This window comes from Litorimonas cladophorae (assembly GCF_014652455.1).
Classification (GTDB): Bacteria; Pseudomonadota; Alphaproteobacteria; order Caulobacterales; family Maricaulaceae; genus Litorimonas; species Litorimonas cladophorae.
This window is the reverse complement of the sequence record NZ_BMYV01000001.1, coordinates 1,411,799-1,433,545: the sequence shown is the minus strand read 5'-3', so window position 1 is coordinate 1,433,545 and position 21,747 is coordinate 1,411,799. Positions and strand designations below refer to the sequence as shown.

Annotated in this window: 20 protein-coding genes; 12 read left to right on the top strand and 8 right to left on the bottom strand. The window is 51.7% G+C overall.

The annotated features are described in order from the left end of the window. Positions 1–52 precede the first annotated feature (52 nt). Positions 53–1,675, bottom strand: coding sequence for a hypothetical protein (locus IE073_RS06885; protein ID WP_189583131.1), 1,623 nt, complete (start codon positions 1,673–1,675; stop codon positions 53–55). Between the two features lie 234 nt (positions 1,676–1,909). Between IE073_RS06885 and IE073_RS06880 the strand changes: the two genes are divergently transcribed. The 4 genes from IE073_RS06880 to IE073_RS06865 all read left to right on the top strand — a co-directional run bounded on the left by IE073_RS06880 (position 1,910) and on the right by IE073_RS06865 (position 4,675). Next, positions 1,910–2,746, top strand: a complete 837-nt coding sequence (locus IE073_RS06880) for a TIGR01459 family HAD-type hydrolase (protein WP_189583128.1) — start codon at positions 1,910–1,912, stop codon at positions 2,744–2,746. A 65-nt stretch (positions 2,747–2,811) separates the two neighbouring features. Further along, entirely contained in the window at positions 2,812–3,255 is a 444-nt protein-coding gene (locus IE073_RS06875; protein ID WP_189583125.1) for a MaoC family dehydratase, read from the top strand. A 6-nt stretch (positions 3,256–3,261) separates the two neighbouring features. Beyond that, on the top strand, positions 3,262–4,200 hold the full coding sequence (locus IE073_RS06870) for a bifunctional riboflavin kinase/FAD synthetase (RefSeq protein WP_189583120.1): 939 nt from the start codon (positions 3,262–3,264) through the stop codon (positions 4,198–4,200). A gap of 79 nt (positions 4,201–4,279) precedes the next feature. Then, positions 4,280–4,675, top strand: a complete 396-nt coding sequence (locus IE073_RS06865) for a hypothetical protein (protein ID WP_189583118.1) — start codon at positions 4,280–4,282, stop codon at positions 4,673–4,675. 45 nt (positions 4,676–4,720) lie between these two features. Here IE073_RS06865 and IE073_RS06860 read toward each other — a convergent pair whose 3' ends face one another. Genes IE073_RS06860 through purD form a run of 3 tightly spaced genes read right to left on the bottom strand, consistent with a single transcriptional unit; the run spans position 4,721 to position 7,901 of the window. Beyond that, the gene (locus tag IE073_RS06860) at positions 4,721–6,049 is read right to left on the bottom strand and encodes a metal-dependent hydrolase family protein (protein ID WP_189583115.1); all 1,329 of its coding nucleotides are present in this window, start codon (positions 6,047–6,049) and stop codon (positions 4,721–4,723) included. A gap of 46 nt (positions 6,050–6,095) precedes the next feature. Beyond that, a complete protein-coding gene (locus IE073_RS06855; RefSeq protein ID WP_189583112.1) occupies positions 6,096–6,611 on the bottom strand; it encodes a DUF6882 domain-containing protein in 516 nt (171 codons plus the stop codon). A 9-nt stretch (positions 6,612–6,620) separates the two neighbouring features. Next, positions 6,621–7,901, bottom strand: a complete 1,281-nt coding sequence (gene purD, locus IE073_RS06850; protein ID WP_189583110.1) for a phosphoribosylamine--glycine ligase — start codon at positions 7,899–7,901, stop codon at positions 6,621–6,623. A gap of 193 nt (positions 7,902–8,094) precedes the next feature. Here purD and IE073_RS06845 point away from each other — a divergent pair, with 193 nt between their 5' ends. After that, a complete protein-coding gene (locus IE073_RS06845; RefSeq protein ID WP_189583107.1) occupies positions 8,095–9,459 on the top strand; it encodes a glutamate--cysteine ligase in 1,365 nt (454 codons plus the stop codon). 33 nt (positions 9,460–9,492) lie between these two features. Here the strand turns inward: IE073_RS06845 and IE073_RS06840 are convergent, their stop codons facing one another. Continuing rightward, the gene (locus IE073_RS06840; protein WP_189583104.1) at positions 9,493–11,496 is read right to left on the bottom strand and encodes a TonB-dependent receptor plug domain-containing protein; all 2,004 of its coding nucleotides are present in this window, start codon (positions 11,494–11,496) and stop codon (positions 9,493–9,495) included. A gap of 275 nt (positions 11,497–11,771) precedes the next feature. Between IE073_RS06840 and IE073_RS06835 the strand changes: the two genes are divergently transcribed. Then, positions 11,772–13,337 (top strand): peptide MFS transporter, encoded by a 1,566-nt coding sequence (locus tag IE073_RS06835; RefSeq protein ID WP_189583101.1) that lies wholly within the window; start codon positions 11,772–11,774, stop codon positions 13,335–13,337. Positions 13,338–13,444: 107 nt separating this feature from the next. On the opposite strand, the gene IE073_RS06830 is transcribed toward IE073_RS06835, so the two are convergent. The 3 genes from IE073_RS06830 to IE073_RS06820 form a co-directional block, all read right to left on the bottom strand. Next, positions 13,445–14,149, bottom strand: coding sequence for a DUF937 domain-containing protein (locus IE073_RS06830; RefSeq protein WP_233349879.1), 705 nt, complete (start codon positions 14,147–14,149; stop codon positions 13,445–13,447). Positions 14,150–14,273: 124 nt separating this feature from the next. Then, the gene (locus tag IE073_RS06825) at positions 14,274–14,507 is read right to left on the bottom strand and encodes a hypothetical protein (RefSeq protein ID WP_189583098.1); all 234 of its coding nucleotides are present in this window, start codon (positions 14,505–14,507) and stop codon (positions 14,274–14,276) included. A gap of 139 nt (positions 14,508–14,646) precedes the next feature. Beyond that, positions 14,647–16,062, bottom strand: a complete 1,416-nt coding sequence (locus IE073_RS06820) for a TldD/PmbA family protein (RefSeq protein ID WP_189583095.1) — start codon at positions 16,060–16,062, stop codon at positions 14,647–14,649. Between the two features lie 209 nt (positions 16,063–16,271). Between IE073_RS06820 and coxB the strand changes: the two genes are divergently transcribed. From coxB to IE073_RS06790, 6 genes are all read left to right on the top strand, one after another. Further along, positions 16,272–17,168, top strand: coding sequence for a cytochrome c oxidase subunit II (coxB, locus tag IE073_RS06815; RefSeq protein ID WP_189583092.1), 897 nt, complete (start codon positions 16,272–16,274; stop codon positions 17,166–17,168). A gap of 11 nt (positions 17,169–17,179) precedes the next feature. Further along, a complete protein-coding gene (gene ctaD, locus IE073_RS06810) occupies positions 17,180–18,826 on the top strand; it encodes a cytochrome c oxidase subunit I (protein WP_189583089.1) in 1,647 nt (548 codons plus the stop codon). A 135-nt stretch (positions 18,827–18,961) separates the two neighbouring features. Beyond that, positions 18,962–19,942 (top strand): heme o synthase, encoded by a 981-nt coding sequence (gene cyoE, locus IE073_RS06805; RefSeq protein WP_189583086.1) that lies wholly within the window; start codon positions 18,962–18,964, stop codon positions 19,940–19,942. A gap of 1 nt (position 19,943) precedes the next feature. Further along, positions 19,944–20,108, top strand: coding sequence for a hypothetical protein (locus tag IE073_RS06800; RefSeq protein WP_189583082.1), 165 nt, complete (start codon positions 19,944–19,946; stop codon positions 20,106–20,108). Further along, positions 20,098–20,670, top strand: a complete 573-nt coding sequence (locus IE073_RS06795; RefSeq protein ID WP_189583079.1) for a cytochrome c oxidase assembly protein — start codon at positions 20,098–20,100, stop codon at positions 20,668–20,670. The genes IE073_RS06800 and IE073_RS06795 overlap by 11 nt, the downstream gene beginning before the upstream one ends. Positions 20,671–20,772: 102 nt before the next feature. Then, entirely contained in the window at positions 20,773–21,732 is a 960-nt protein-coding gene (locus IE073_RS06790) for a cytochrome c oxidase subunit 3 (protein ID WP_189583076.1), read from the top strand. Positions 21,733–21,747: the final 15 nt, after the last annotated feature.

Here is a 21,747-nt window from a genome sequence, read left to right as displayed (position 1 = left end):
TAATTTTCAAGAAGGCCTATCAAAATCTAACTGGCGAACCCCAAAATATGCGTCATTCGTCTTTTTCAATAGGTGCTAGAGGTTCGCGACTTTGGGATCGGATGGCTTTTTTTGGAACTACCTTTAGCGGCGCGCGAACAGCAGGGCTTTTTATTGAAGGTAAAGAGATGCTGTTGGACATGCTTCCTGTAACGGCTCGGAGTTGATTGCATGGGTGGTTTGCAAGACTTCCAATAACTGGATTAACAACAATCATTTTTTCGATAAGAGCGTCATAATATGCAACATCTTTAACTTTGCAGTTAATACCATCACGACTTGCATTCACATCCATCATTCTAGAAGCTGAACGTCCTTGCCCTACACTAGAACGTTCCATTTTTGGTGCTTCACAATCATAGGTCAAACGACGCATATTGGGATTTTCTGCAATAGAGTTTTGCCAATCATCTTCCTCCCAATCCTTCAGGGCTTCCGTAATTTTCCATCCCTTAGACTCGATGACTTCCATTTGTTGGTCTGTGAGATATTTAATGTCTGAACCCAGTTCCAAGACGATGTCAGAAACAGATATATATTGTGGAATATATGCTGACACGCGCGGGTCATTTTCAGGGCAATAATCCGGATTTGGAAAATTATCGCCTGGCATACCAAAGTTCGCTGGTTGAAGTTGATCTACATGGTTTGAAGTCGGCCAGGAGGTTCCCGGAGGATTAGTGGTTTTAGACGGATAAACCCATGTTATGCCTCCGGTTTCGTTCCTTATCGCCAATGGCAAGTCCTCGTCCGGCTCGACAGTGAGTGTTAAAGCGGACGCATTAGAAACAAGTTTTTTAAAAATAAATTGTCCGCCATCTGCATTGCGTGGACGCATATTGTCCCGAATTGCAGGGGTATTTACGATTCCCAATGATTCCAATGCTTTCACCCAAGACACGGATAGACCATCCAAATCTTCAATATGCTCTCCCCAGCTATCATTTCCTAAACGGCTGGTGATGTCCGCTTCCATTGCCCGCATTTCCATGTCCATTATAGCAAATGCATCAGGTCCACGATCTAGGCTTGGGGCACTCGCGGAAAAACAAATCGGGTTGGCGCTCACGCACATGTCCAAAGGCGGAAGCGGGCCCGCATTAGGTTGCCGCGCTAAAGAATTACGAAATTTCCCCAAAACCTGACCTGCACTCAAGCCGATCAGGTTGTGGGCATCGCCCTCCCATTCAATTTGCGTATTTTGCCAGTTTTCTCGATTGTTTCGTTTTAAAACTACGTAAGATTGGCCGTAGCCGATTATGCTATTATCACTTGTATCGCATACTCTACCATTATTCGGTTTAGTATTATCTTGGACGATATCCGGAAAAAAGGTGGCTTGATCTAATCCGGTTGGGAAATAAGGGTCGGGCGCCCACCCGTCCGGTAGTGTCCTTAGGGTCTCGGTAATGATATTTTGGCCTTTAAACCGTACGATATCTTGACCGGTAGGAAATTGCAGGACTTCGATATTCCAACCATCACTTACACATTCATAATTCGATATTTTATCAGGGATGCGGGCCGGATTGTTTGGGTCTGCAGCGTATGCTGGTGAGGCGGTGACAAATAAGAATGCAACTGAAGTCGCTAGTGCGGCCTTAAAAGTTAAATGCATCGAAGATTGAAATGTCATGTTGAGGCCCCATTATGAAAATCTCAGAAAGAGACTGGCTCTTCCTTCGTGAAGTTTCTAAATACTATCATACCCCAACCTTTGGTGAAACATACTATTTGAAATACGTCTACGCTTACGAATATTGGTTAAGACGAGCGGATTGAGCCTTCGCCCGTTTTGCGCGGTTTACGCCGCTCTGCTCTTGACGTTTTCCTACTTGCCCAAAACCCCGTCAGCCCGTAACCCCCGCGCATGAGCACGCCTTTCCAAACCCTCTCTGGCCTTGGCCAAGTTGCTGATGATTATGACGCTGTGTTTTGCGACATTTGGGGCGTGATCCATAATGGCAAGGTGCCGTTTCACGAGGCGTGTGACGCGTTAGAGCGGTTCCGCGAACGCGGGCCTGTTGTCCTCATCACCAATGCGCCAAACCCCAGCATCACCATCCCTGAGAGTTTTCGCGACATTGGCGTGCCCGGTGAATTTTATGACGCCGTTGTCACCGCAGGCGATGCGACGATTGACGCCCTCGCACGGCGCGCACCCGGTCCCGCCTTTAAGATCGGACCAGAGCGTGACGATAAACTCTACGCAGGGTTAGAGATGAATTTCTCCGACCTTGAGGACGCGACCTTCATCAGCTGTACGGGCATGTATGAAGATGACGAACATCCCGATGATTATACCGAAATTCTGGGCGCAGCGCGCGAGCGCGGCATTCCAATGGTCTGTGCCAACCCAGACATCAAAGTCAAAGTCGGTGACGACATTATCTGGTGCGGCGGGGCGCTTGGTAAAGTCTATGAGGATCTGGGCGGTGAGGTGATTTATGCGGGTAAACCCCATGATCCGATCTATCGCCTGTGTCGGGCTTGGCTGGACGAGGTCACAGGTTACGTGCCACCGCCCGAGCGTATTCTCTGCATTGGCGACAATATCTTCACGGATCTCATCGGTGCGAAAAATCAGAAAATGGACTGTCTGTTTATTCAGGATGGCTTGCATGGAGACATGGAGAACAAGTTCAAATCTTTACTGACGCAGCACGGCATTAGCGCCCGTTATGTTGCGCCGAAATTGAGTTGGTAATTTGACCCTCTCGCGATCACGATTTTTCGTGGTCAATGCCGCTGCGCTTTGCTAGGAGGCCCGCCATGACCGTAAAATACTATCTTGAAGACCTCGAAGTCGGCATGCGTTCCGAAACGCACGCCACCATCACCGAGGAGATGATCAATACCTTTGCCGATATCACAGGTGATCATAATCCTATCCATGTGGATGCGGAATTTGCGGCCACAACGAATTTTGGTCAACGCATCGCCCATGGCGCGCTGTCGGCCAGTTTTATCTCCGCTATTTTGGGCAATGATTTGCCAGGCCCCGGCGCTGTCTTTGTGGAACTGAACCTACGGTTCCGAAAGCCAGCCTTCATTGGGGATGAGATCATGGCCGTTGCCGAGGTTGCGGAAATCAACGCCCGCACGGGTCGTGTGAAGATGAAGGTGCATTGCGAAGTCGAAGGCAGCAAAATTTGCCGCGGGGATGCGGGTGTCTTTGTGCAGAAGCGCCCAGTCGAAGACGCCCCTGAGGCCTAGCCGCGCGTGAAAACGCTCCAAACTTATTCTGGGTTGGCCTCCGCCGACCAAGGCGCTGTCATTGCGCTTGGAAATTTTGATGGTCTGCATCGCGGCCATCAAGCTGTTATCACGCAGGCCCAATCCATCGCAGATGAGTTGGGCGCGCCACTGGGTATCGGTGTGTTTCGGCCGCATCCTTACCGCTTTTTCAAACCCAAGGCAGATCCCTTTCGTTTGATGAGCCCGCGTATCCGCGCGCAGGTTATGGCCGAATTGGGCGTCGATTTTTTGTATGAAATTCCGTTTGATGAAATGTTGCGGGATATGGATGACACGCAATTTGTCCAAACTGTCCTGCATCAGGGACTGGCTATACGCCATGTTGTTGTGGGCGAAGATTACGGCTTTGGGAGAAACCGCTGCGGCAATGTCGAGAGCTTAAAACGTCTTTGCGCCGAACGCGGCATTGGTGTCACGGCCGTCTCGCCCGTGGGGCTACACCGCCTTTATGGGAAATACGGCTCGACCGAAATTCGCAAAGCTCTGCAATCGGGTGATGTTTTCCACGCGCAACATATGCTGTCGCGTCCCTGGCAGGTCGACGGCGTTGTTCAAAAGGGACAGCAGCGCGGCCGGACAATTAATTTTCCAACCGCAAATTTAGATTTCGGTGACCTCGTTCGACCCAAATTTGGCGTCTATGTTGTTGAGGTTCGCATTGAGGGTGAAACCCAATGGCGTCCCGCCGTGGCCAACACTGGCCGTCGCCCAACGGTAAATGGAGAAGAAGCCCGGTTGGAGGTGCATCTTCTCGACTTTGACCGCGATCTATATGGGCAACTGATCGATGTCCGTTTCCGCAGTTTCATCCGCGCAGAGAAAAAGTTCGAGAGTTTTGAGGCGTTGAAAGATCAAATTGCCAAAGATGCATTGGGTGCGCGGGCCATTTTACGGGTCGCATAAATCAACTTGGCTTTTAGGCTTTCTTCAGCTTCATGACTTAGACATTTGACAGCGCTTGGGGCGCTTTTGGGATGGGTCTGTGTTTTCTAATCAAGTCGAAGCATTGCTGACGATTATCGCGCTCTCTATCTTTGCGGATAAGCGTGTTTTTTCTAGCGAAATTTCAACCTTCGTTGACTCTGCGAAAGAAATTCAGGCCCATGCGGCGTCTGATTTGCCTGTAACCGAAGCCAAGTTATTAATGTGGTTTGAAATGAACCGCGAGCGGCTTTCTGATAAAATTCGGCTCGGTCCCGTTGGATTTAAACATTGGTTTGAGTCTGTGATCGGAGAGCTTCGCCACTATCCTGACAAAGACTTTATTATGACAATGCTCGACCGCATTGCGCACGCGGACGGAGAATTTCACGTCAGCGAGCGAGCGCTCAGTGTTTTAGTCCGAAGTGGTTTTCAAAACCAGACTGAGCTTGCTTAGAAAACACAGCTTCGCAGCTTTAAATACCGACGGGTCAATTTTCGGCTATTGGCCCTTGTAAACGACGCCGCCCTTCATCACGAAATCAACATCCATAAGTTCGCTGATATCTTTTCGCGGATCGCCGTCGACGCCGATAAGGTCTGCAAATTTTCCAGCTTCGAGTGTCCCGATGACATCATCTAATTGGATATGCTTGGACGCAACCACCGTTGCGGATCGGATGGCTTCTGTTTCGCTCATGCCTGCGGCAACCATATATTGAAATTCTTTCGCATTCTGGCCGTGTTTAGACACGCCCGAATCTGTTCCAAAGGCAATGGTCACGCCATTTTCAAACGCCAGTCGCGCCATGTCCTGCATGGCGGGACCCACGTCTCGGGCCTTTTTCACGCTATTGGCAGACAAGGTTGTCTCTGGATCCGCCGCCCAAGCTTCGACGGTTTTTCCCGCCAGAACGGTTGGGACCAATACGGCGTCATATTTCTTAAACAGACGCGTTGTTTCAGCGTCCATAAAAGAGCCGTGCTCGATGGAGCTGACACCCGCGCGCAGAGCCGCCTCTATGCCGCCCTTGTCATGGGCATGCGCGGTGACTTTGCGACCCATGGAGGCCGCGGCCTCTACGATGGCTTCTAATTCATCATCCATCAATTGCTGGCCCGTGCCCGCATTGGTGTCTGACATAACGCCGCCTGTTGCGGTGATTTTAATGACGTCCGCGCCATTTTTCACGGCCTGACGGACCGCGCGTCTGCAATCGGCAACACCGTCACAGACTGTTTCGGACTTCATCATCTTCAGAATGTCGTCTTTAAAGCCGTGAAAGTCTCCGTGTCCGCCTGTGGCCGCAATAGATGAGCCTGCCGCGCGAATATGTGGGCCGGGCACGAGGCCCTTATTAATAGCGCGACGGAGGGCGAAGATTTCTTTTGGACCGCCAACGTCCTGAACTGCGGTGAAGCCCGCCAGCAGTGTGGTTCGCGCATGGGCGGCGGCTTGGAGGGCCACGTCACCCGATTCGAGACGGACCGCATCATCAGGTTTTCCGCTGTCGCGATCGCCGCGCAAATGCACATGGCTATCGATCAAACCCGGTAAGAAAAACATGTCTTCGCCATTGATGATCGTGGCGTCGTCATCTTCGAGAAAGCCTGGCTCAACACCGACTATTTTGCCGTCGTGAATAATAATGGTGTGGTCGGAAAGGACGCGTTCGCCCGGCACCGTCATGACGTGTCCAGCATGGATGAGTGTGAAGTCTTCGTGGCTTTCCATCGTGTCTTCATCCGCGAAAGCGGAGAAGGCCACGCCAAGCGCGCCAATGGCGAGAGATGTGTAAAGGGCGGAGGATAAAAGGGTGCGATAGGTCATGCGCCCTGTTAACACATTGTTAAGACCTTGAAAGCCTATTCGCGTTTTAGGCGATTGACCGCAATGTGATGTTACCAAAACCGAAATAGACTAAGTTATCGCCGTTTGGCGTGCGGTAGACGCCTTGGAGGTCTCCCAAAAGACAGGCAATTCCCGCCAGCGGCCATCCGTCATCGCCAGCACAAGAGACTGTGCGTTGCTGCAACTGGACGATATTATGCGCGTCGGCATAGGCTTTCACGGCAACAGCCGCAGCATTATCGGCTGGAGGGCACATGGGATGATCCCATCCCCATAAGAACTCGGAAGACGCAGCCGCCCAGGTTCCGATCAGTGTTAAAGGGGCCGACGCGATTTTGTCGCCTTCGAAGATGAATTGAATGCGGTTCGATTCTAGGTCGACTTCAAAGCGATCTGCACGGCCAAACCCCCAACCCCCTTCATGCGCGGCGTGTAGGGCCTGCGTGTGGTGTGTTCCTTTTTCTACGAGACCCTCGAAATCGGTCGGATGAGTGGATGACCCATCATTCCCCTTTTTCTTTTTCCCGAAAATTTTAAACATGTCGCTCGCTTACGTTTTGGCCAATGCATGATGGGCAATATCGGTGCGATATTGTTTGGCTGACCACTTAATATCATCGACGGCCGCATAGGCCGTATCGACCGCTTCGCGGAGCGTCGAGCCCGAAGCCGTGATATTTAAAACACGACCGCCATTGGCTTTAAGTTTACCACAGTTTTTACCGCGCCGCGTTCCGGCATGGAAAACTACAACACCGTCACGTTCGTTCGCTGTCTCAACGCCAGAAATAACGGTGCCTTTTTTATAGGCGCCCGGATAGCCTTTTGCTGCGAGTACCACATTCGCCACAGGCTCGTTAAACCAAGCGGGGGCATCAACCGTGTCCAGCGTGCCAGCATCTGCGGCAAGTAAGATTGGCAGCAAATCAGATTGCAACCGGCGCATAATGACTTGGCATTCGGGGTCACCAAAACGAGCGTTGTATTCGATGAGTTTTGGGCCGTCTTCCGTGATCATTAGGCCTGCAAATAAGACACCCTTAAACGGGTGACCGTCCTTTGCCATGCCATAGACAGTTGGCTGGATGATCTTCTCCATAACTGTGCTCAGAATGTCATCAGTAAAAACGGGAGCGGGCGAATAGGCTCCCATTCCGCCTGTATTCGGGCCTTCATCACCATCAAAAGCGCGCTTGTGGTCTTGTGCGGCAATTAAAGGCAGTGCGGATTTGCCGTCGGAAATGGCGAAAAAGCTGGCCTCTTGCCCGCGCATGAAATCTTCAATGACGACGGTTTCAGACGCATTGCCGAATTTGCCCGAGAAGAAATCATCTAATTCGGCTTCCGCGTCTTGGAGCGTTTCGGGAATAACGACGCCTTTGCCTGCTGCCAAGCCATCAGCTTTCAGAACATAAGGGGCCGTCATGGTTTTGAGATGGGCCTTGGCCGCGACCACGTCTGTGAATACGCCATAGCCAGCCGTTGGGATATCATAACGGTCACAGAACGCTTTGGTAAAGGCCTTGGAGCTTTCGAGCTGAGCGGCAGCTTGTGTCGGACCGAAGACGGGGACGCCCAAATCTTGAAGCGCATCGACCAGCCCCATAGCCAAGGGTTGTTCGGGTCCAACAACCACCAGATCATAGGATTCGCGCTGGATCAATGCGAGCAGACCGATCATGTCATCTGCCGCAACGTCAACAATGTCCGCGACCTCCGCAATGCCCGCATTGCCCGGGGCGCAATGAAGCGTTTCGACGTCTGGCGATTGCGCCAGTTTCCATGCCAACGCATGTTCGCGACCACCGGATCCGATAAGTAGGAGTTTCATAACAAGTCTCGTTAAACGGCAATGGAAGATTGAAGGCCCCTCTAGCGGGCGAAGGCGGTGACCGCAATTGATCCCGTCTGACCTATCCACACCCGTATTGACTCGCGTCGTATCTGCGTCAGTCACTTTTTCGTTTGGCTGGCCTGCTGTTTTCCGACTTGTCCAACGTCTACGTGCCGCTTAAAGACCCGACATGTCTGGACCTTCTCAATCAAATCCCGAAATCATCCGCGCCAAGTCCCAAATGGTGGACTATCTGGCTGCTGGTTCAAAACCCAAGGCGGATTGGCGTGTGGGGACGGAACATGAAAAAATCGGATTTTCGACGAAAGACAATCTCCCGCTACCCTATGATGGGCCTTGCTCCATTAAAGCCATGTTGGAAGGGTTACAGCGATTTGATTGGACGCCTGTTTTCGAAGGTGGAAATATTATCGCCTTGAAGCGCGACGGGGCTTCAGTCTCCTTGGAACCTGGGGGTCAATTTGAACTCTCTGGCGCGCCACTGGAAACAATCCATCAGACCTGCGGCGAGGTCAGCCGCCACATGCGCGAAGTCCGTGAAGTTGCGGATGAAATAGGCGCCGCTTTCCTATCACTCGGTTTCCGCCCCGACACGAAGCTGGAAGACGTGCCCGTGATGCCAAAGGGGCGGTATAAAATCATGCGTGATTATATGCAGAAAGTCGGCACAATGGGGCGAGAGATGATGTTCCGCACCTGTACCGTTCAGGCCAATTTAGATTTTGGTTCCGAAGCGGACATGGTCAAAAAGTTCCGCGTCAGCCTTGCGCTACAACCCATCGCAACGGCATTGTTTGCGAACTCTCCTTTTACCGATGGGAAGCTGAATGGTTACAAATCTTTCCGTTCAAGAATTTGGATGGACACAGACCCTGACCGTACAGGTATGCTCCCCTTTGTCTTTGACGAAGGTTTCGGCTTTGAACAATATGTGGATTACGCCCTCGATGTGCCAATGTATTTTGTACATCGTGATGGTGAATATTTGAACGCGGCGGGCAAAAATTTCCGCCATTTCCTCGATGGGAAGTTGGATATTCTCCCGGGTGAAACGGCGACGATGCAAGATTTTGAAGATCATTTGTCGGTCATTTTCCCTGAGGTTCGTTTGAAACAATTCTTGGAAATGCGCGGATGTGATACGGGGCATTGGGATGAGCTTTGCTCTATGCCGGCGTTCTGGACGGGTTTGCTCTATGATCAAGCGGCTTTGGATGCGGCCTGGGATATGATCAAAGATTGGACAGCAGAAGAGCGTCAGACTTTGCGCAACGAAGTTCCAACACATGGGCTGCAAACGAAATTCCGTGACGTGACGATCAATGACCTTGCGAAACAGGCATTGGAAATCTCACGCACGGGCCTGAACAACCGCGCGCGTTTAAATGCTCATGGCGAGAACGAAACGATTTTCCTCCAAGATTTGGACGCGATGGTCGCCGCCAAACGTTCAAACGCAGACCGATTGATCACAAAATTCAATCGCGAATGGGCAGGGGACATCTCTCGCGTTTACCAAGAGTGCGTTTACTAGATTAAAGTTTTTTCAACGCGGGACAGCCGCGTTTTAAAATGTATCTGTTAGTTCAATAATTAGACGTCGGCCGCGACGACGGGTGAAGTTTTCTTCTCGTCGAATCGTGCCAAGGCGGTCGTCATTAAAGACCTGCCGTTCTCGTTTGAAACGAAAATCGAGCATGTTTTGCATTCCGACAGTCCACTGAATGCCTAGAAAATCTTTGTGAATAACTTTGAGTTCGACTTCGGGGCGGATGAAGCGATTTTGTGCAATTTCGTCGACGCGGTAACTCGGGTAAAGGACGCTGCGTTCGATCTCACCTTCAAAAGCCCATGGCGTGCCGGGCAAATCATACCTGACCTCTAAATCGTAAAACCAGTTTGTATCGCCAGAGAAAGGTCGTTGCTCGCCCGTGATGGGATCGTCCAATTCAGATTCAATCCACGCGCCATTGAATTCAACCCGTAAGCCAGGTGTGACGAGTTCGTCCAATACCCAGGTGACGTCAGCTTCCAAAGAAACGGAGCGACCGCCATCTAAATTCCCTGGACCAATGGTTCCGTTTTCGAATCGTATATTCTCAATCTGATCTTCGAGAAATTGGACACTCCCTGTCAAAGTGCCCGAAAGGCCTTTGGCGAGGTGACGCTGGACCTCCGCTTCCAAGACCCACCGTTGATCAGGAACAATGGAATCATTGCCCTCTGTTGCATTCACATCGGTCACATTGATCGTGGAGATGAAATTCCCGAACCCCAGCTGACCGACCCGGCGCTCTACACTGCCGCGCAGCGTCCATTCAGGGTTTAATACGTAGCTGGCCGCTACTGTGCCTTTTGGACGGATGAAATCTTGTGGTTCGGCGTCGATGCTCAGGACATCAATTTCAGAGTATTCAGCGCCAATAGAGGTTTGTAAATTAAAGGCGTCCGAGATCGTCCAACCATGGGTCAAAAACCCTTCGAATCGATTTTCTTCGACTTCGACAGAGTCAAAAGCGTCGTCCCTGCCAGAACGTGTAAATACTGTGTCTGATTTTAGCGTGTTTAAAGCGTATTCACCCGAAAACTGCAGCGTGTGATCTGTCGCGGGGGCAACGTTATACTCACCGCGCAAAATCGTTTCAGATTCTCTATCATCACGAAATATGGTTTGTCGAAAGGGTGTCTCGCCATCTTGTGCAAACGTAAAACGTGTCGGAAAATCCGAATCCTCATAGCGGTAGAGCCCGATCATTTTGAATTGACCTGCGCCTACTGGAACTGCGTAATCTGCGCCAATTTCATAATTATATTCGTCCTCGCCGCCCGTGACAAAACTTGAGCCTGTGCGGCCTTGCGGGGCGCGCGCGATAAAGGTTTCTCTATTCGATTGATCGCGATTGAAGAGCTGCCCCGACAAATTTAGATTAGCAACATGGCCAGTCAGAGGGCCTGCGCTCGGAGTCCATGCAAGGTTCAGTGAGGCATTCGGGCGTTGATCGGAGAGCGTCAGCCGTTCTGTGCGCTCCTCAAAAATCGTTCCGTCGGCATCTGAGAAGTTTTCAACGCCGACCTCATCCAGAATAAATTGACCCATTTCGACTTGGGCGGTGAAGCCTAAATCGCCGCGCCGACCTGTCAGGGAAATTCCACCCTCTAGGAGTTGAGGTTGAGACCTCTGGCGAAAACGCGCAGCATATCGCCACGTACCTGAAAGTTCGCCAGCTTTGACAACCACATTCGCCACTTGGCCTTGCAGCCCCGGTATGTCCAATGTGGAGCCGTCCACAATTTCGATCCGCACAACGGTTTCCGCGGTGATTTGCTCTAGGATTTCTCTTGGGCCTTGCGACTTTGAACTTGGACGACGTCCATTGATCAGAATGTTAAGCGAAGCCTGCCCGAATCCGCGTCCGCCATCGTCGCTCTCCAGTGAAAAACCGGGGAGGCGCCCAACCATATCGAAGGCTGTCTGTGGCTGGAACTGAGAAAAATAATCTGGAGTATAGGTATCTTGGGGGGACGTTGGCTCTGTGGCCTCAACTGGCAGCGGTGTTTGTGCGGTTGCCAAGGAAGCGCTTACGAGTCCGGTGGTCGTCAGCATCACAGATATTAAGTTTCGTAGGCGCAAGTTTCATCCCCATTCCTCCCATCCCAATGGGTTCGGACGCGACCTAGTCTACCTGAGCGTTTAGCTCAACCCTTCGCAGTTTTTGTGAGGTGTTTTAGTTAAGAAAACATGGACCGCGTTGCGTCGGCGCAATAGCTATGCAAGAGACGCCCGAGGCCGTCATGCGCATGCGCGTTGGTTATACGGCAGAGTAAACAAGCTCAAAGGGGATTTTGATGGCTGAGTTACCTGGCGCCGCGACTGCGCCTGTTGGAGACAAGCAATTCTTTGGACATCCAAAAGGATTGCAGACACTATTTCTGACCGAGATGTGGGAGCGCATGAGCTATTACGGCATGCGTGGACTTCTCGTCTTGTTTATGACCGCGGCAATTGCCGAAGGTGGTCTGGGTATTGGGACTGCAACAGCTGTTGCGATCTATGGTCTATACACCGCGTCTGTTTATTTCATGGGTTTGCCGGGCGGTTGGATTGCGGATCGTTTAATCGGCAGTCAAAAAGCCATTTGGTATGGCGGCATTGTCATCATGTGTGGTCATATCGTTTTGGCCATCCCAAGTGATAAAACTTTCTTTTTAGGGCTGATCCTTGTTGTACTTGGGACAGGACTTTTGAAGCCGAATATCTCCGCCGTCGTTGGGCAGCTTTATAGCTCTGAAGATAAACGGCGCGATAGTGGTTACGCTCTCTATTATATGGGCATCAATATCGGCTCGTTCATTGGCTACACAGTCTGTGGCTTTCTCTATGAAAATAATGGAATCCATTGGGCTTTTGGCGCGTCAGCAATTGGCATGGCGCTAGGTTTGATCTACTTTTGGTTCACGCGCGAGCGCCTTCAAGGCGCAGGTGCCGCCCCTGCTGCGCCGTTATCTAACTCGGGCCAGAAGAAGAGCTGGACAACCATTACAGCGTTCTTAGTTCTTGTGGCAGCCGTCACGGCGCTTTTGATGTCAGGGACGATGAGTTTTGACCCCATCGCGGCGTCTAAATTTGTCGCGGTTTTCTTTCTTGCCACATTTGTTGTCTATTTTCTGTGGGTTTACCTGCTTGGAAATCTGAACGCAGTTGAGAAAAAAGGCATGTTGGCTTTCCTTCTTATCTGCGTGGCCTCTACGATGTTCTGGTCAGGGTTCGAACAAGCTGGATCATCATTGAATTTGTTTGGTCAAGATTTCACGGACCGTTCAATTGGTGGTTTTGAAATTCCAACGACATGGCTTCAGAATGCGAACCCATTCTTCATTATCACGCTAACACCCTTGTTTGCATTATTCTGGATTTGGCTCGGTAAACGTATGATCACACCAGGCTATGGCCTGAAATGCGGGGCTGGACTTATTATCATGGGTCTCGGTTTTGTGGTTATGATTTTTGCCGCTCACGCTGCCGCGGATGGTAAAGTCGCGATTTTCTGGCTAGTCCTGACTTACTTCCTGCACACAGTTGGCGAATTGGTCCTAAGCCCGATTTCATTGTCGGCCGTCAGCAAATTGTCTCCGCCGCGTTTCTTGGGGCAGATGATGGGCTTGTTTGTTCTGACATATTCCATGGGTAACATTGTTGCGGGCCTCTTGGCCGGTGGTTTCGACCCAGAAAATGTGGCTGAAATGCCAGCTTTGTTCACGATGATTGCGACCTTTGCGATTGGCGTTGGCGCTGTTGTACTGCTCATCGGACTGTTCACCAAAGGCTGGGAACGAGATGTCGAGATCGCAAATAAAAAGATCTATGACGACTTGCAGGAAGAAGCTGTCATCGCGTCCGCTACGCCGCAGTAGTCTCAGCCTCTTCTGGAAAAAGAAAAAGCCCGCTCATTTGAGCGGGCTTTTTTATTGGATGCGTTATGACGGCAGGCCGTTAGGCCCGCCTTTGTTTTCGCTTGGTCTTAGCGCTTCATCAGCATCCCAAGAATATCGTCCATTGAGTTGCCGTCGCCATCGGCGTCAAGCATTTTACCCAACATGCCGAGACCAGATTGATGCGCCTGACTGGCTTGCTGTTGCATTTGTGCTTGCTGACGACGCGCGCCACCACCGCCGAGAAGGCCGCTCAACATTCCGCCCAAGCCGCCTTTGGAAGCGCTTCCGCCAGTGAGCTGTTGCATCGCCATCTGGGCGATCATGCTTTGTAATCCGCCACCACTTTGGTTTTGATCAAACATACCTGCGCCACGCGTTTGTTTGCCAAGAGAGCCCATCGCCATCATCGCCACCATTGGCAGCATTTTTTTAAGAATATCGGCTGAGACTCCAGATTGCTCTGCGGCACGTCCTGCGACGGCGCGGCTAACTTCTTTCGTGCCAAATAAATGACCCAGAATGCCATTGCCTTCAGCAACCGCATCAGGGCGTCCCAAATTGGTTGGGTTGTCGAGATATTGGTCATGCGTGCCATTCTGCAGCGCGCCAAGAAGACCTGCGAGACCTTGTGGTGAAGCGGCGTTTTGCTTCAAGCCAGAAGAGATCGCCGGTAGAAGCGCGGCAATCGCACTTTGGCTTTGTTGTTGGTCGAGGCCAAATTGGCTTCCGATTTGTTGTGGAGCCTGACCGCCAGCTGCGCTCAGGATCATTTCCATCATGTTCATTCCCATATCCGTACTCCTATCGGTTTCGTGGTTTGCCCACTCTATGTAGGAAAGTTCAGGTGCAAGCGAGAAAGATTCTCGATTTCCTAAAAATAGGTTTAGGTTATGTTCATGTCTGGCGGCCGCGTAATTATCGTCGTGCTGCCAGATAGGGTTCGTAAAGTGCCATCGTATTAAACGTCATGAGGGCCATTAAAGCCGTCAATGCCGTGAAGACTAAAATGAGTTTTGGCCATTTATAGCAACGCTCAAGACCCGTCGATATCGTGGCAACGCCGAGCAAGACCCACCCCAAAATGATAATGTGTCGGAGGGTTTGTGGGGCATTCACGCCAGAATAGGTCGCGTCCAACGCGAACGACATGGGGGTCTCATCTTGTTCGTGAAATATAATCGCCATTATCCAGAGCGGAAGCGCAAGGACCCGTTGTACAATAATGGGGAGCAGAAGCAGACTGAAATCAATGGGTCTGATCTGCCACCATCGCAGATATGTCGGGTGCTTAAACCGCACTCCCGCCGACCGTCAGGTTTTCAACATAGAGGCTCGGTTGTCCAACGCCGACCGGAACGCCCTGTCCCGCTTTGCCGCAAACCCCAATGCCTGGGTCCAACGCCATATCAGTCCCGACATGTCGAATTTGGGTCAGGACGGTTGGGCCGTCGCCGATCAGGGTCACACCTTTGAGCGGTTCACCGACTTTTCCATTTCGCACACGATAGGCTTCGGTACATTGGAAAACGAACTTGCCGCTCGTGATATCGACTTGGCCTCCGCCGAAATTTGTCGCGTAAATGCCATCATCAAGTTCAGCCAACATTTCGGCCGGGTCGCGTTCACCACCCAGCATAAATGTGTTCGTCATGCGCGGCATGATGGAATGGGCAAAGCTTTCACGGCGACCATTTCCTGTCGGCTCAACCCCCATCAAGCGGGCATTTTGACGATCTTGCATAAAACCGACGAGTATTCCGTCTTCGATCAAAGTCGTTCGGCCCGTCGGTGTGCCTTCATCATCAATGGTCAAGCTGCCACGACGGCTCGCGATGGATCCATCATCGACAACCGTAACGCCGGGGGAGGCGACTCGTTCGCCCAACATTCCAGCGAAAGCCGAGGTGCCTTTGCGGATAAAGTCGCCTTCAAGCCCGTGGCCCATGGCTTCGTGTAACAAAATGCCGGGCCACCCGGGTCCCAGCACGACGTCCATCTGACCCGCTGGGGCGGGAACGGCGTCCAGATTAACTTGCGCTTGACGGAGCGCTTCGCGGGCGAGGGGCTTCCAAAACTCAGGATTGATATAACCGTCATAAGGTTCGCGTCCGCCCGCGCCGGCGAACCCTGTTTCGCGACGGCCGTCTTTTTCGGCTGTGATCATGATATTCAGACGCACCAGCGGACGAATATCATCATAGCGTTCCCCGCCTGCGCGGAGGATAGCGATGGCGCGGCGGTTTGCGCTCATGGAGGCCGTAACCTGAACAACCTGCGGATCCAGCGCGCGGCAGAAGGCATCGATTTCCTGCAGAAGCTCAACTTTCACGCCGAAACTGGGTGAGGCAACAGGGTCAATGTCGGGGTAGAGCGCGGTATTCGTGCGACGCGGCGAGGGCGCGGCCGTTCCATCATAGCCTTGTTTCGCAAGGCTCACCGCGCCGACTGCGCGCGCTAGTGATCCGTCAGAAAGTTCAGTGGATTGCGCAAAGCCCGAGGTCTCGCCCGCAACGCAACGCAGGCCAAAGCCGCGAGACGTGTCAAAACTGGCGGTTTTAAGCCGACCATCATCAAATGTGAGCGATTCGGATGCTGAGCGTTCAACGAAGAGTTCTCCGTCATCTGCGCCGCGAAGTGCCTCATCGAGCTGTTGCTGGGCCTTTTGAGCGTTGAGCGCACTGTCATCAAATACGAAATCGGTCATGCAATCTTTCAGAGATCATAAATCTTGCGCAAAACAATGCGGGATTCACTGTTATAGGACTTTATCTAAGCGCTCTCTCGCTATAGACAACCGCCCAAATGCGACAATTCGTGCTGGAATACTTTCGAGACATCTCAGCGCCCGCCGCATATACAGTTTGAGATCGACGCGTGGGCTCTGCCACCGTCAAAAATGAGTAAGAGGGCCGGATGAAGTCTCCACGGAATAATACGACGATCATTGCCGCAGTTTTGGCAGTTTTGATCGCTTTAGTGACCTTCATAGGTCTTGTGACGATCGGCCTAGGCGGTGAACGTGGCATGGGCATGCCAGCCGATGGCGGATATTTCCTGCAGGATGCGGCGACGCCTGTGATGGAAGACCTGACCACTGTGCATAATATGGTGTTCTACTGGATTTCCGGTATTACAGCCTTCGTTATGGCGTTGATGGTTTTCATCATGATCCGCTTCCGCGAAAAAGCGAACCCTGTTCCGTCCAAGACGACGCATAACACGGCGATCGAAGTTGTCTGGACGATTGCCCCCGTTCTCATTCTGCTGTTCATCGCGGTTCCATCGATGCAGCTTCTTTATTTTCAAGATAAACTGCCAGAAACGGAAATGACCGTTAAAGCCGTCGGTAACACGTGGAACTGGTCCTACACATATCCAGATCTGGAAAATATTGACGAAATCATCTCCAACCCGTTGGATGAGATTCAAGCCAAAGCGCAGGGTAAGCCGTTCCTCTTAGGAACAGACGCTCAGCTCGTCGTGCCTGTTGATACCAACGTCAAAGTCCTCGTGACGTCGATCAATAATATGCACAGCTGGACTGTACCCAGCTTCGGCATCAAGATGGACGCTGTTCCCGGCATTATCAACGAAACATGGTTCCGCGCGACACGCGAAGGCGTATTCTACGGTCAGTGTTCCGAAATTTGCGGTATCAAACATTACTACATGCCGATCGAAGTGAATGTCGTATCCAAAGCCGAATATGCGCGCTGGGTTGCCAACGACGGTGCCTTCACGACATCTGTCGCACAAATCAATACAGACAATACCCTAATCGGCAGCGGTCAAACCGCGGCTCAGAAATAGGAGAGAGAACAATGGTTGCACTCCCCGGAGAAAACACGCCCGTCGAACCTGCAGGTTATGCAGATGACGGTAAGCCAGGCTTTTTTGCGCGCTGGTTCTACTCAACAAACCATAAAGACATTGGTACGCTTTATCTGATCTTTGGTATCATTTCGGGTCTGATCGGCGGCTTCCTGTCCTTTATGATGCGGATGGAACTCGCGGCGCCTGGTATTGATTACTTTGCAAGCGAACATCAGTATCTCGTCTATGTGTCCATGCATGGATTGATCATGATCTTCTTCATGGTCATGCCTGCTTTGATTGGTGGTTTCGGTAACTGGTTTGTCCCGATCATGGTCGGCGCGCCAGATATGGCTTTCCCACGCATGAATAACCTTTCATTCTGGCTCTTACCGACAGCCTTGCTCTGCTTGCTGATCAGTTTCTTTGTGCCAGGCAGTGCCTCGGGGAATGGATTCGGGGGCAGTTGGGTGATGTATCCACCACTCAGTACGACCGGCTCACCCGGGCCCGCATTCGACTTCATTATCATTGGCCTATTGGCAGCTGGTTTCTCGTCCATTTTCGGCGCGATTAACTTCATCACGACCATTTTGAACATGCGTGCCCCCGGCATGACTATGCACAAAATGCCATTGTTTGCTTGGGCTGTTTTGGTCACTGCGTTCCTGCTGCTCTTGGCGTTGCCAGTGCTTGCGGCGGCTTTGTTCATGCTCTTCACGGACCGCATTGACGGCGGCACAGGGTTCTTTGATCCTGCACGTGGCGGTGATCCACAGATGTTCCAGCATTTGTTCTGGTTCTTCGGTCACCCTGAAGTTTACATCATGATTTTGCCGGCCTTTGGTATCGTCTCGCACATCATCTCGACCTTCTCGAAAAAGCCAATCTTTGGCTATCTCGGAATGGCCTATGCGATGGTCGCAATCGGTGTCGTTGGCTTCGTGGTCTGGGCGCATCACATGTATACCGTTGGTATGGATGTGAACTTGAAGGCTTACTTCCTCGCCGCAACGCTCGTCATTGCGGTGCCGACAGGGGTGAAGATCTTCTCATGGCTCGCAACGATGTGGGGCGGTTCCATCCGTTACTCCATCCCAATGCAGTGGGCTTTGGCCTTCATCTTCCTCTTCGTCGTTGGCGGCGTGACAGGTGTGATGCTCGCGAACGCAGGTGTAGATGCTTATCTTCACGACACATATTATGTCGTCGCGCATTTCCATTACGTGCTGTCTATGGGTGCGGTCTTCGGTATCTTTGCTGGCTTCTACTACTGGTTCGGCAAAATGTTCGGCGTGCAGTACAACAAATGGTTGGCTGGCGCTCACTTCTGGCTCTTCTTTATCGGTGTAAACGTCATCTTCTTCCCACAGCATTTCTTGGGTCTGAACGGTATGCCACGTCGCTACATTGATTATCCTGAAGAGTTTGCGATCTGGAACCAGGTCTCGTCCTTCGGTGCGTATATCACGCTCGCGGGTGTCGCCTTCTTCTTCCTAATGTTGATCGAAGCGCTCTTGATCTCCCGTCGTCGTGTTGGTGATAATTACTGGGGTGAAGGTGCGACGACGCTGGAATGGACATTGTCCTCTCCACCGCCATACCATCAGTTCAACGTCCTCCCACGGATTGAGGACAACAAAGACGAGCACTAGACGCTCTGTACACCTAAATATAAAAAGCCGTTCCATCTGGGGCGGCTTTTTTTGTTGGCGCTTTTGAAACGGCAAACTGCGGCAAATCCTCATCCGCTCTTGTGAGTCGCGCGTTTTTGGACGATATGCACCCCAATGAGCATAGACACACATATTGTGGCAGATGAACCTGTCGCTTTGGCGGCCTCAGGCCTGTCCCTCGCGGGGCCACGCGACTTTTTTCAATTGATGAAGCCACGGGTGATGAGCCTTGTGATTTTCACGGCGATCATCGGGCTCTTGGTCGCGCCTGGGTCTTTGCCGCTCTATAATTCCATCATGGCGATCTTTTGTATTGCTGTAGGGGCGGGCGCGTCGGGCGCGCTAAACATGTGGTACGACGCCGATATTGACGCGCAGATGACGCGGACAAAAAAGCGCCCCTTACCGCGCGGGATAATGGCCCCCCGAACAGCGCTGACTTTTGGGTTTTTGCTGTCTGTTGTCTCGGTCTGGATGCTGGGTTTGGCGACAAATTATGTCGCAGCGGGTTTGCTGGCCTTCACAATATTCTTTTATGTTGTGATTTACACCATGTGGTTAAAGCGACGGACGCCTCAGAACATTGTAATTGGTGGCGCACCCGGGGCGTTGCCGCCGATGATCGGTTATGCGGCTGTAACGGGAACCGTAACGCTTGATAGCACGATCCTATTTTTGATAATCTTCATCTGGACGCCACCCCATTTCTGGGCGCTCGCCCTATATAAGCTTAGCGATTACGGTCGCGTCGGGATTCCTATGATGCCCAACGTTGCGGGTCCGAAATCCACGCGCAACCAAATGTTCGCATATTCACTGGCTCTAGCCGCTGTATGTGCCGCGCCCGTTTTCACAGGGCTTGGTGGACCCGTCTATGCCTTTGGCGCATTATTACTGAACCTTGGGTTTGTCGCGCTGACCTTCAAAGTCTGGCGTTCGCGCGCAGGTGAAAAAGACGAAGTCCAACCTGAAAGCCTCTATGAAGTTCAAAAGGGTGATCGCGATGCGCGGAACCTCTTTGCCTTCTCAATCCTCTATCTCTTCGCCATGTTCGCTCTCATCGGAGTGGACCATCTCTTACGTGGAAGCCTCTGACATGCAAGAATACCGGAACAAGCCTGAAAACTTCGTCGAACCTACGCCAGAGGAGATAAAGGCGCGCACAAAGCGGAACATCGCATTGGCTGCGGGGCTCCTTATCTTTGTCATCCTCGTTTTTGTTACCATGGTCAGCAGAGGACAATTGCCGAATGCCGTCTAATCGTAAAACGCTCATCATTTTGTCGGCTGTCGGCGTCGCCATGCTTGGCGTTGGCTTTGCGTCAGACCCGCTCTACGATACGTTCTGCAAGGTAACAGGCTATGGCGGAACGCCAAAAATCGCAGATGATAACCTGTCCGAGGTGCTCGATCGCACGGTTACCGTAGAGTTCGACTCGAATGTAGCGCAAGATTTGCCGTGGAAATTTAAAGCGGATCAGCGCCGCATGGACGTGCAGCTCGGCCAATCTGGGTTAGCCTATTATACTGTCAAAAATACGTCAGATGAGGCGCTGACAGGCGTCGCCAATTTCAACGTTATGCCAATCAAAGCGGCGCCGTTTTTCGTCAAGACAGACTGCTTTTGTTTTGAAGAGCAAACGATTCAGCCAGGTGCTGAAATGAGCCTGCCCGTCATTTTTTTCGTCGACCCTCAGTTGGACGAGGACAAGCGCTTAGATGACGTAAAGACGATCACCTTAAGCTACACCTTTTTCCCAGCCGAAAAAGGCACTTTGAGCGCGCCAGAACCCGCTGCTCAGACTGTGCCTGCGACTAACTAATCTACGATGTGATATTGCGGCGAACGCAGGGCGCCGCTATAGCCACTCAGAATTTTTAAACTCGCACAGATTCCGTGCGACCTTAGCGATAAGAGCTCTCTCATGGCCGGACACGCCGTCGAACACGACTATCACCTTATTCCACCATCCCCATGGCCATTCCTGTCTGGCTTGGCTGCCCTTGTTTGGGGCTTCGGCATGGTTGTTTTCTTTGCGGGACTCGTCCCACGCACGGGCGAATCACCCATGCTCGAGTTTTTCTTCTCAAAGGGGCTCGATAGCCTCCAAGACAGCTATCGCCCTGTCGCCGATAAAGTCGGCGCAGACGGGGGGTGGATACTGCTCGTCCTCGGAACGCTGTTTGCGGCTTATGTCATGTTCGGTTGGTGGAAAGACGTTGCGGCTGAAAGTAGGGCCGGCGATCACACACCCGTCGTCGATATTGGTCTCCGCTATGGCATGATTATGTTCATCATGCAGGAAGCCATGTTCTTTGTGGGTTGGTTCTGGATGTTCTTTGAACTGGGCCTCTTCCATAAGATGCGTGCAGGCTGGAACACGGACGTTCTCGAAAATGCGGGCGCCTATGCCGACTCTATGGCCCCAGGTATCAAAGGTGTAGAGCCTTGGAACCTTCCGCTGATGAACACAATTATCTTGTTGCTGTCGGGTACGACTGTAACTTGGGCGCATCATGCTTTGATCCATAACGATCGAAAAGGGGCAAAGTGGGGACTGGGTCTGACTGTTGCGCTGGGTCTCTTGTTCACATTTGTGCAAGGCTACGAATATCTTGAGCTTTTCCATGAGCGCACTGAAGGACATCCTTGGATTTCTACAGACGCTTTTGGGTCTGCCTTCTTTATGGCGACAGGCTTCCATGGGCTTCATGTCTTAATCGGTACCATCTTCTTGGCCGTGATGTTCCTACGTCTTTCAAAAGGCGGACTGCGCCCAGAGAAGCATTTTGGTCTGGAAGCGGCAGCTTGGTACTGGCATTTTGTTGATGTCGTGTGGCTTTTCTTGTTTGCCTTCGTCTACATCATCTTTGCAGTTGGATAATCGGTAGCCCGACCC

Excerpts from the sequence above, each read along its gene's own strand:
- IE073_RS06885 (WP_189583131.1), bottom strand. The coding sequence starts at position 1,675 with ATGACATTTCAATCTTCGATGCATTTAACTTTTAAGGCCGCACTAGCG.
- IE073_RS06880 (WP_189583128.1), top strand. The coding sequence starts at position 1,910 with ATGAGCACGCCTTTCCAAACCCTCTCTGGCCTTGGCCAAGTTGCTGAT.
- IE073_RS06875 (WP_189583125.1), top strand. The coding sequence starts at position 2,812 with ATGACCGTAAAATACTATCTTGAAGACCTCGAAGTCGGCATGCGTTCC.
- IE073_RS06860 (WP_189583115.1), bottom strand. The coding sequence starts at position 6,049 with ATGACCTATCGCACCCTTTTATCCTCCGCCCTTTACACATCTCTCGCC.
- IE073_RS06855 (WP_189583112.1), bottom strand. The coding sequence starts at position 6,611 with ATGTTTAAAATTTTCGGGAAAAAGAAAAAGGGGAATGATGGGTCATCC.
- purD (WP_189583110.1), bottom strand. The coding sequence starts at position 7,901 with ATGAAACTCCTACTTATCGGATCCGGTGGTCGCGAACATGCGTTGGCA.
- IE073_RS06845 (WP_189583107.1), top strand. The coding sequence starts at position 8,095 with ATGTCTGGACCTTCTCAATCAAATCCCGAAATCATCCGCGCCAAGTCC.
- IE073_RS06835 (WP_189583101.1), top strand. The coding sequence starts at position 11,772 with ATGGCTGAGTTACCTGGCGCCGCGACTGCGCCTGTTGGAGACAAGCAA.
- IE073_RS06830 (WP_233349879.1), bottom strand. The coding sequence starts at position 14,149 with ATGGGAATGAACATGATGGAAATGATCCTGAGCGCAGCTGGCGGTCAG.
- IE073_RS06825 (WP_189583098.1), bottom strand. The coding sequence starts at position 14,507 with ATGTCGTTCGCGTTGGACGCGACCTATTCTGGCGTGAATGCCCCACAA.
- IE073_RS06820 (WP_189583095.1), bottom strand. The coding sequence starts at position 16,062 with ATGACCGATTTCGTATTTGATGACAGTGCGCTCAACGCTCAAAAGGCC.
- coxB (WP_189583092.1), top strand. The coding sequence starts at position 16,272 with ATGAAGTCTCCACGGAATAATACGACGATCATTGCCGCAGTTTTGGCA.
- ctaD (WP_189583089.1), top strand. The coding sequence starts at position 17,180 with ATGGTTGCACTCCCCGGAGAAAACACGCCCGTCGAACCTGCAGGTTAT.
- cyoE (WP_189583086.1), top strand. The coding sequence starts at position 18,962 with ATGAGCATAGACACACATATTGTGGCAGATGAACCTGTCGCTTTGGCG.
- IE073_RS06800 (WP_189583082.1), top strand. The coding sequence starts at position 19,944 with ATGCAAGAATACCGGAACAAGCCTGAAAACTTCGTCGAACCTACGCCA.
- IE073_RS06795 (WP_189583079.1), top strand. The coding sequence starts at position 20,098 with ATGCCGTCTAATCGTAAAACGCTCATCATTTTGTCGGCTGTCGGCGTC.
- IE073_RS06790 (WP_189583076.1), top strand. The coding sequence starts at position 20,773 with ATGGCCGGACACGCCGTCGAACACGACTATCACCTTATTCCACCATCC.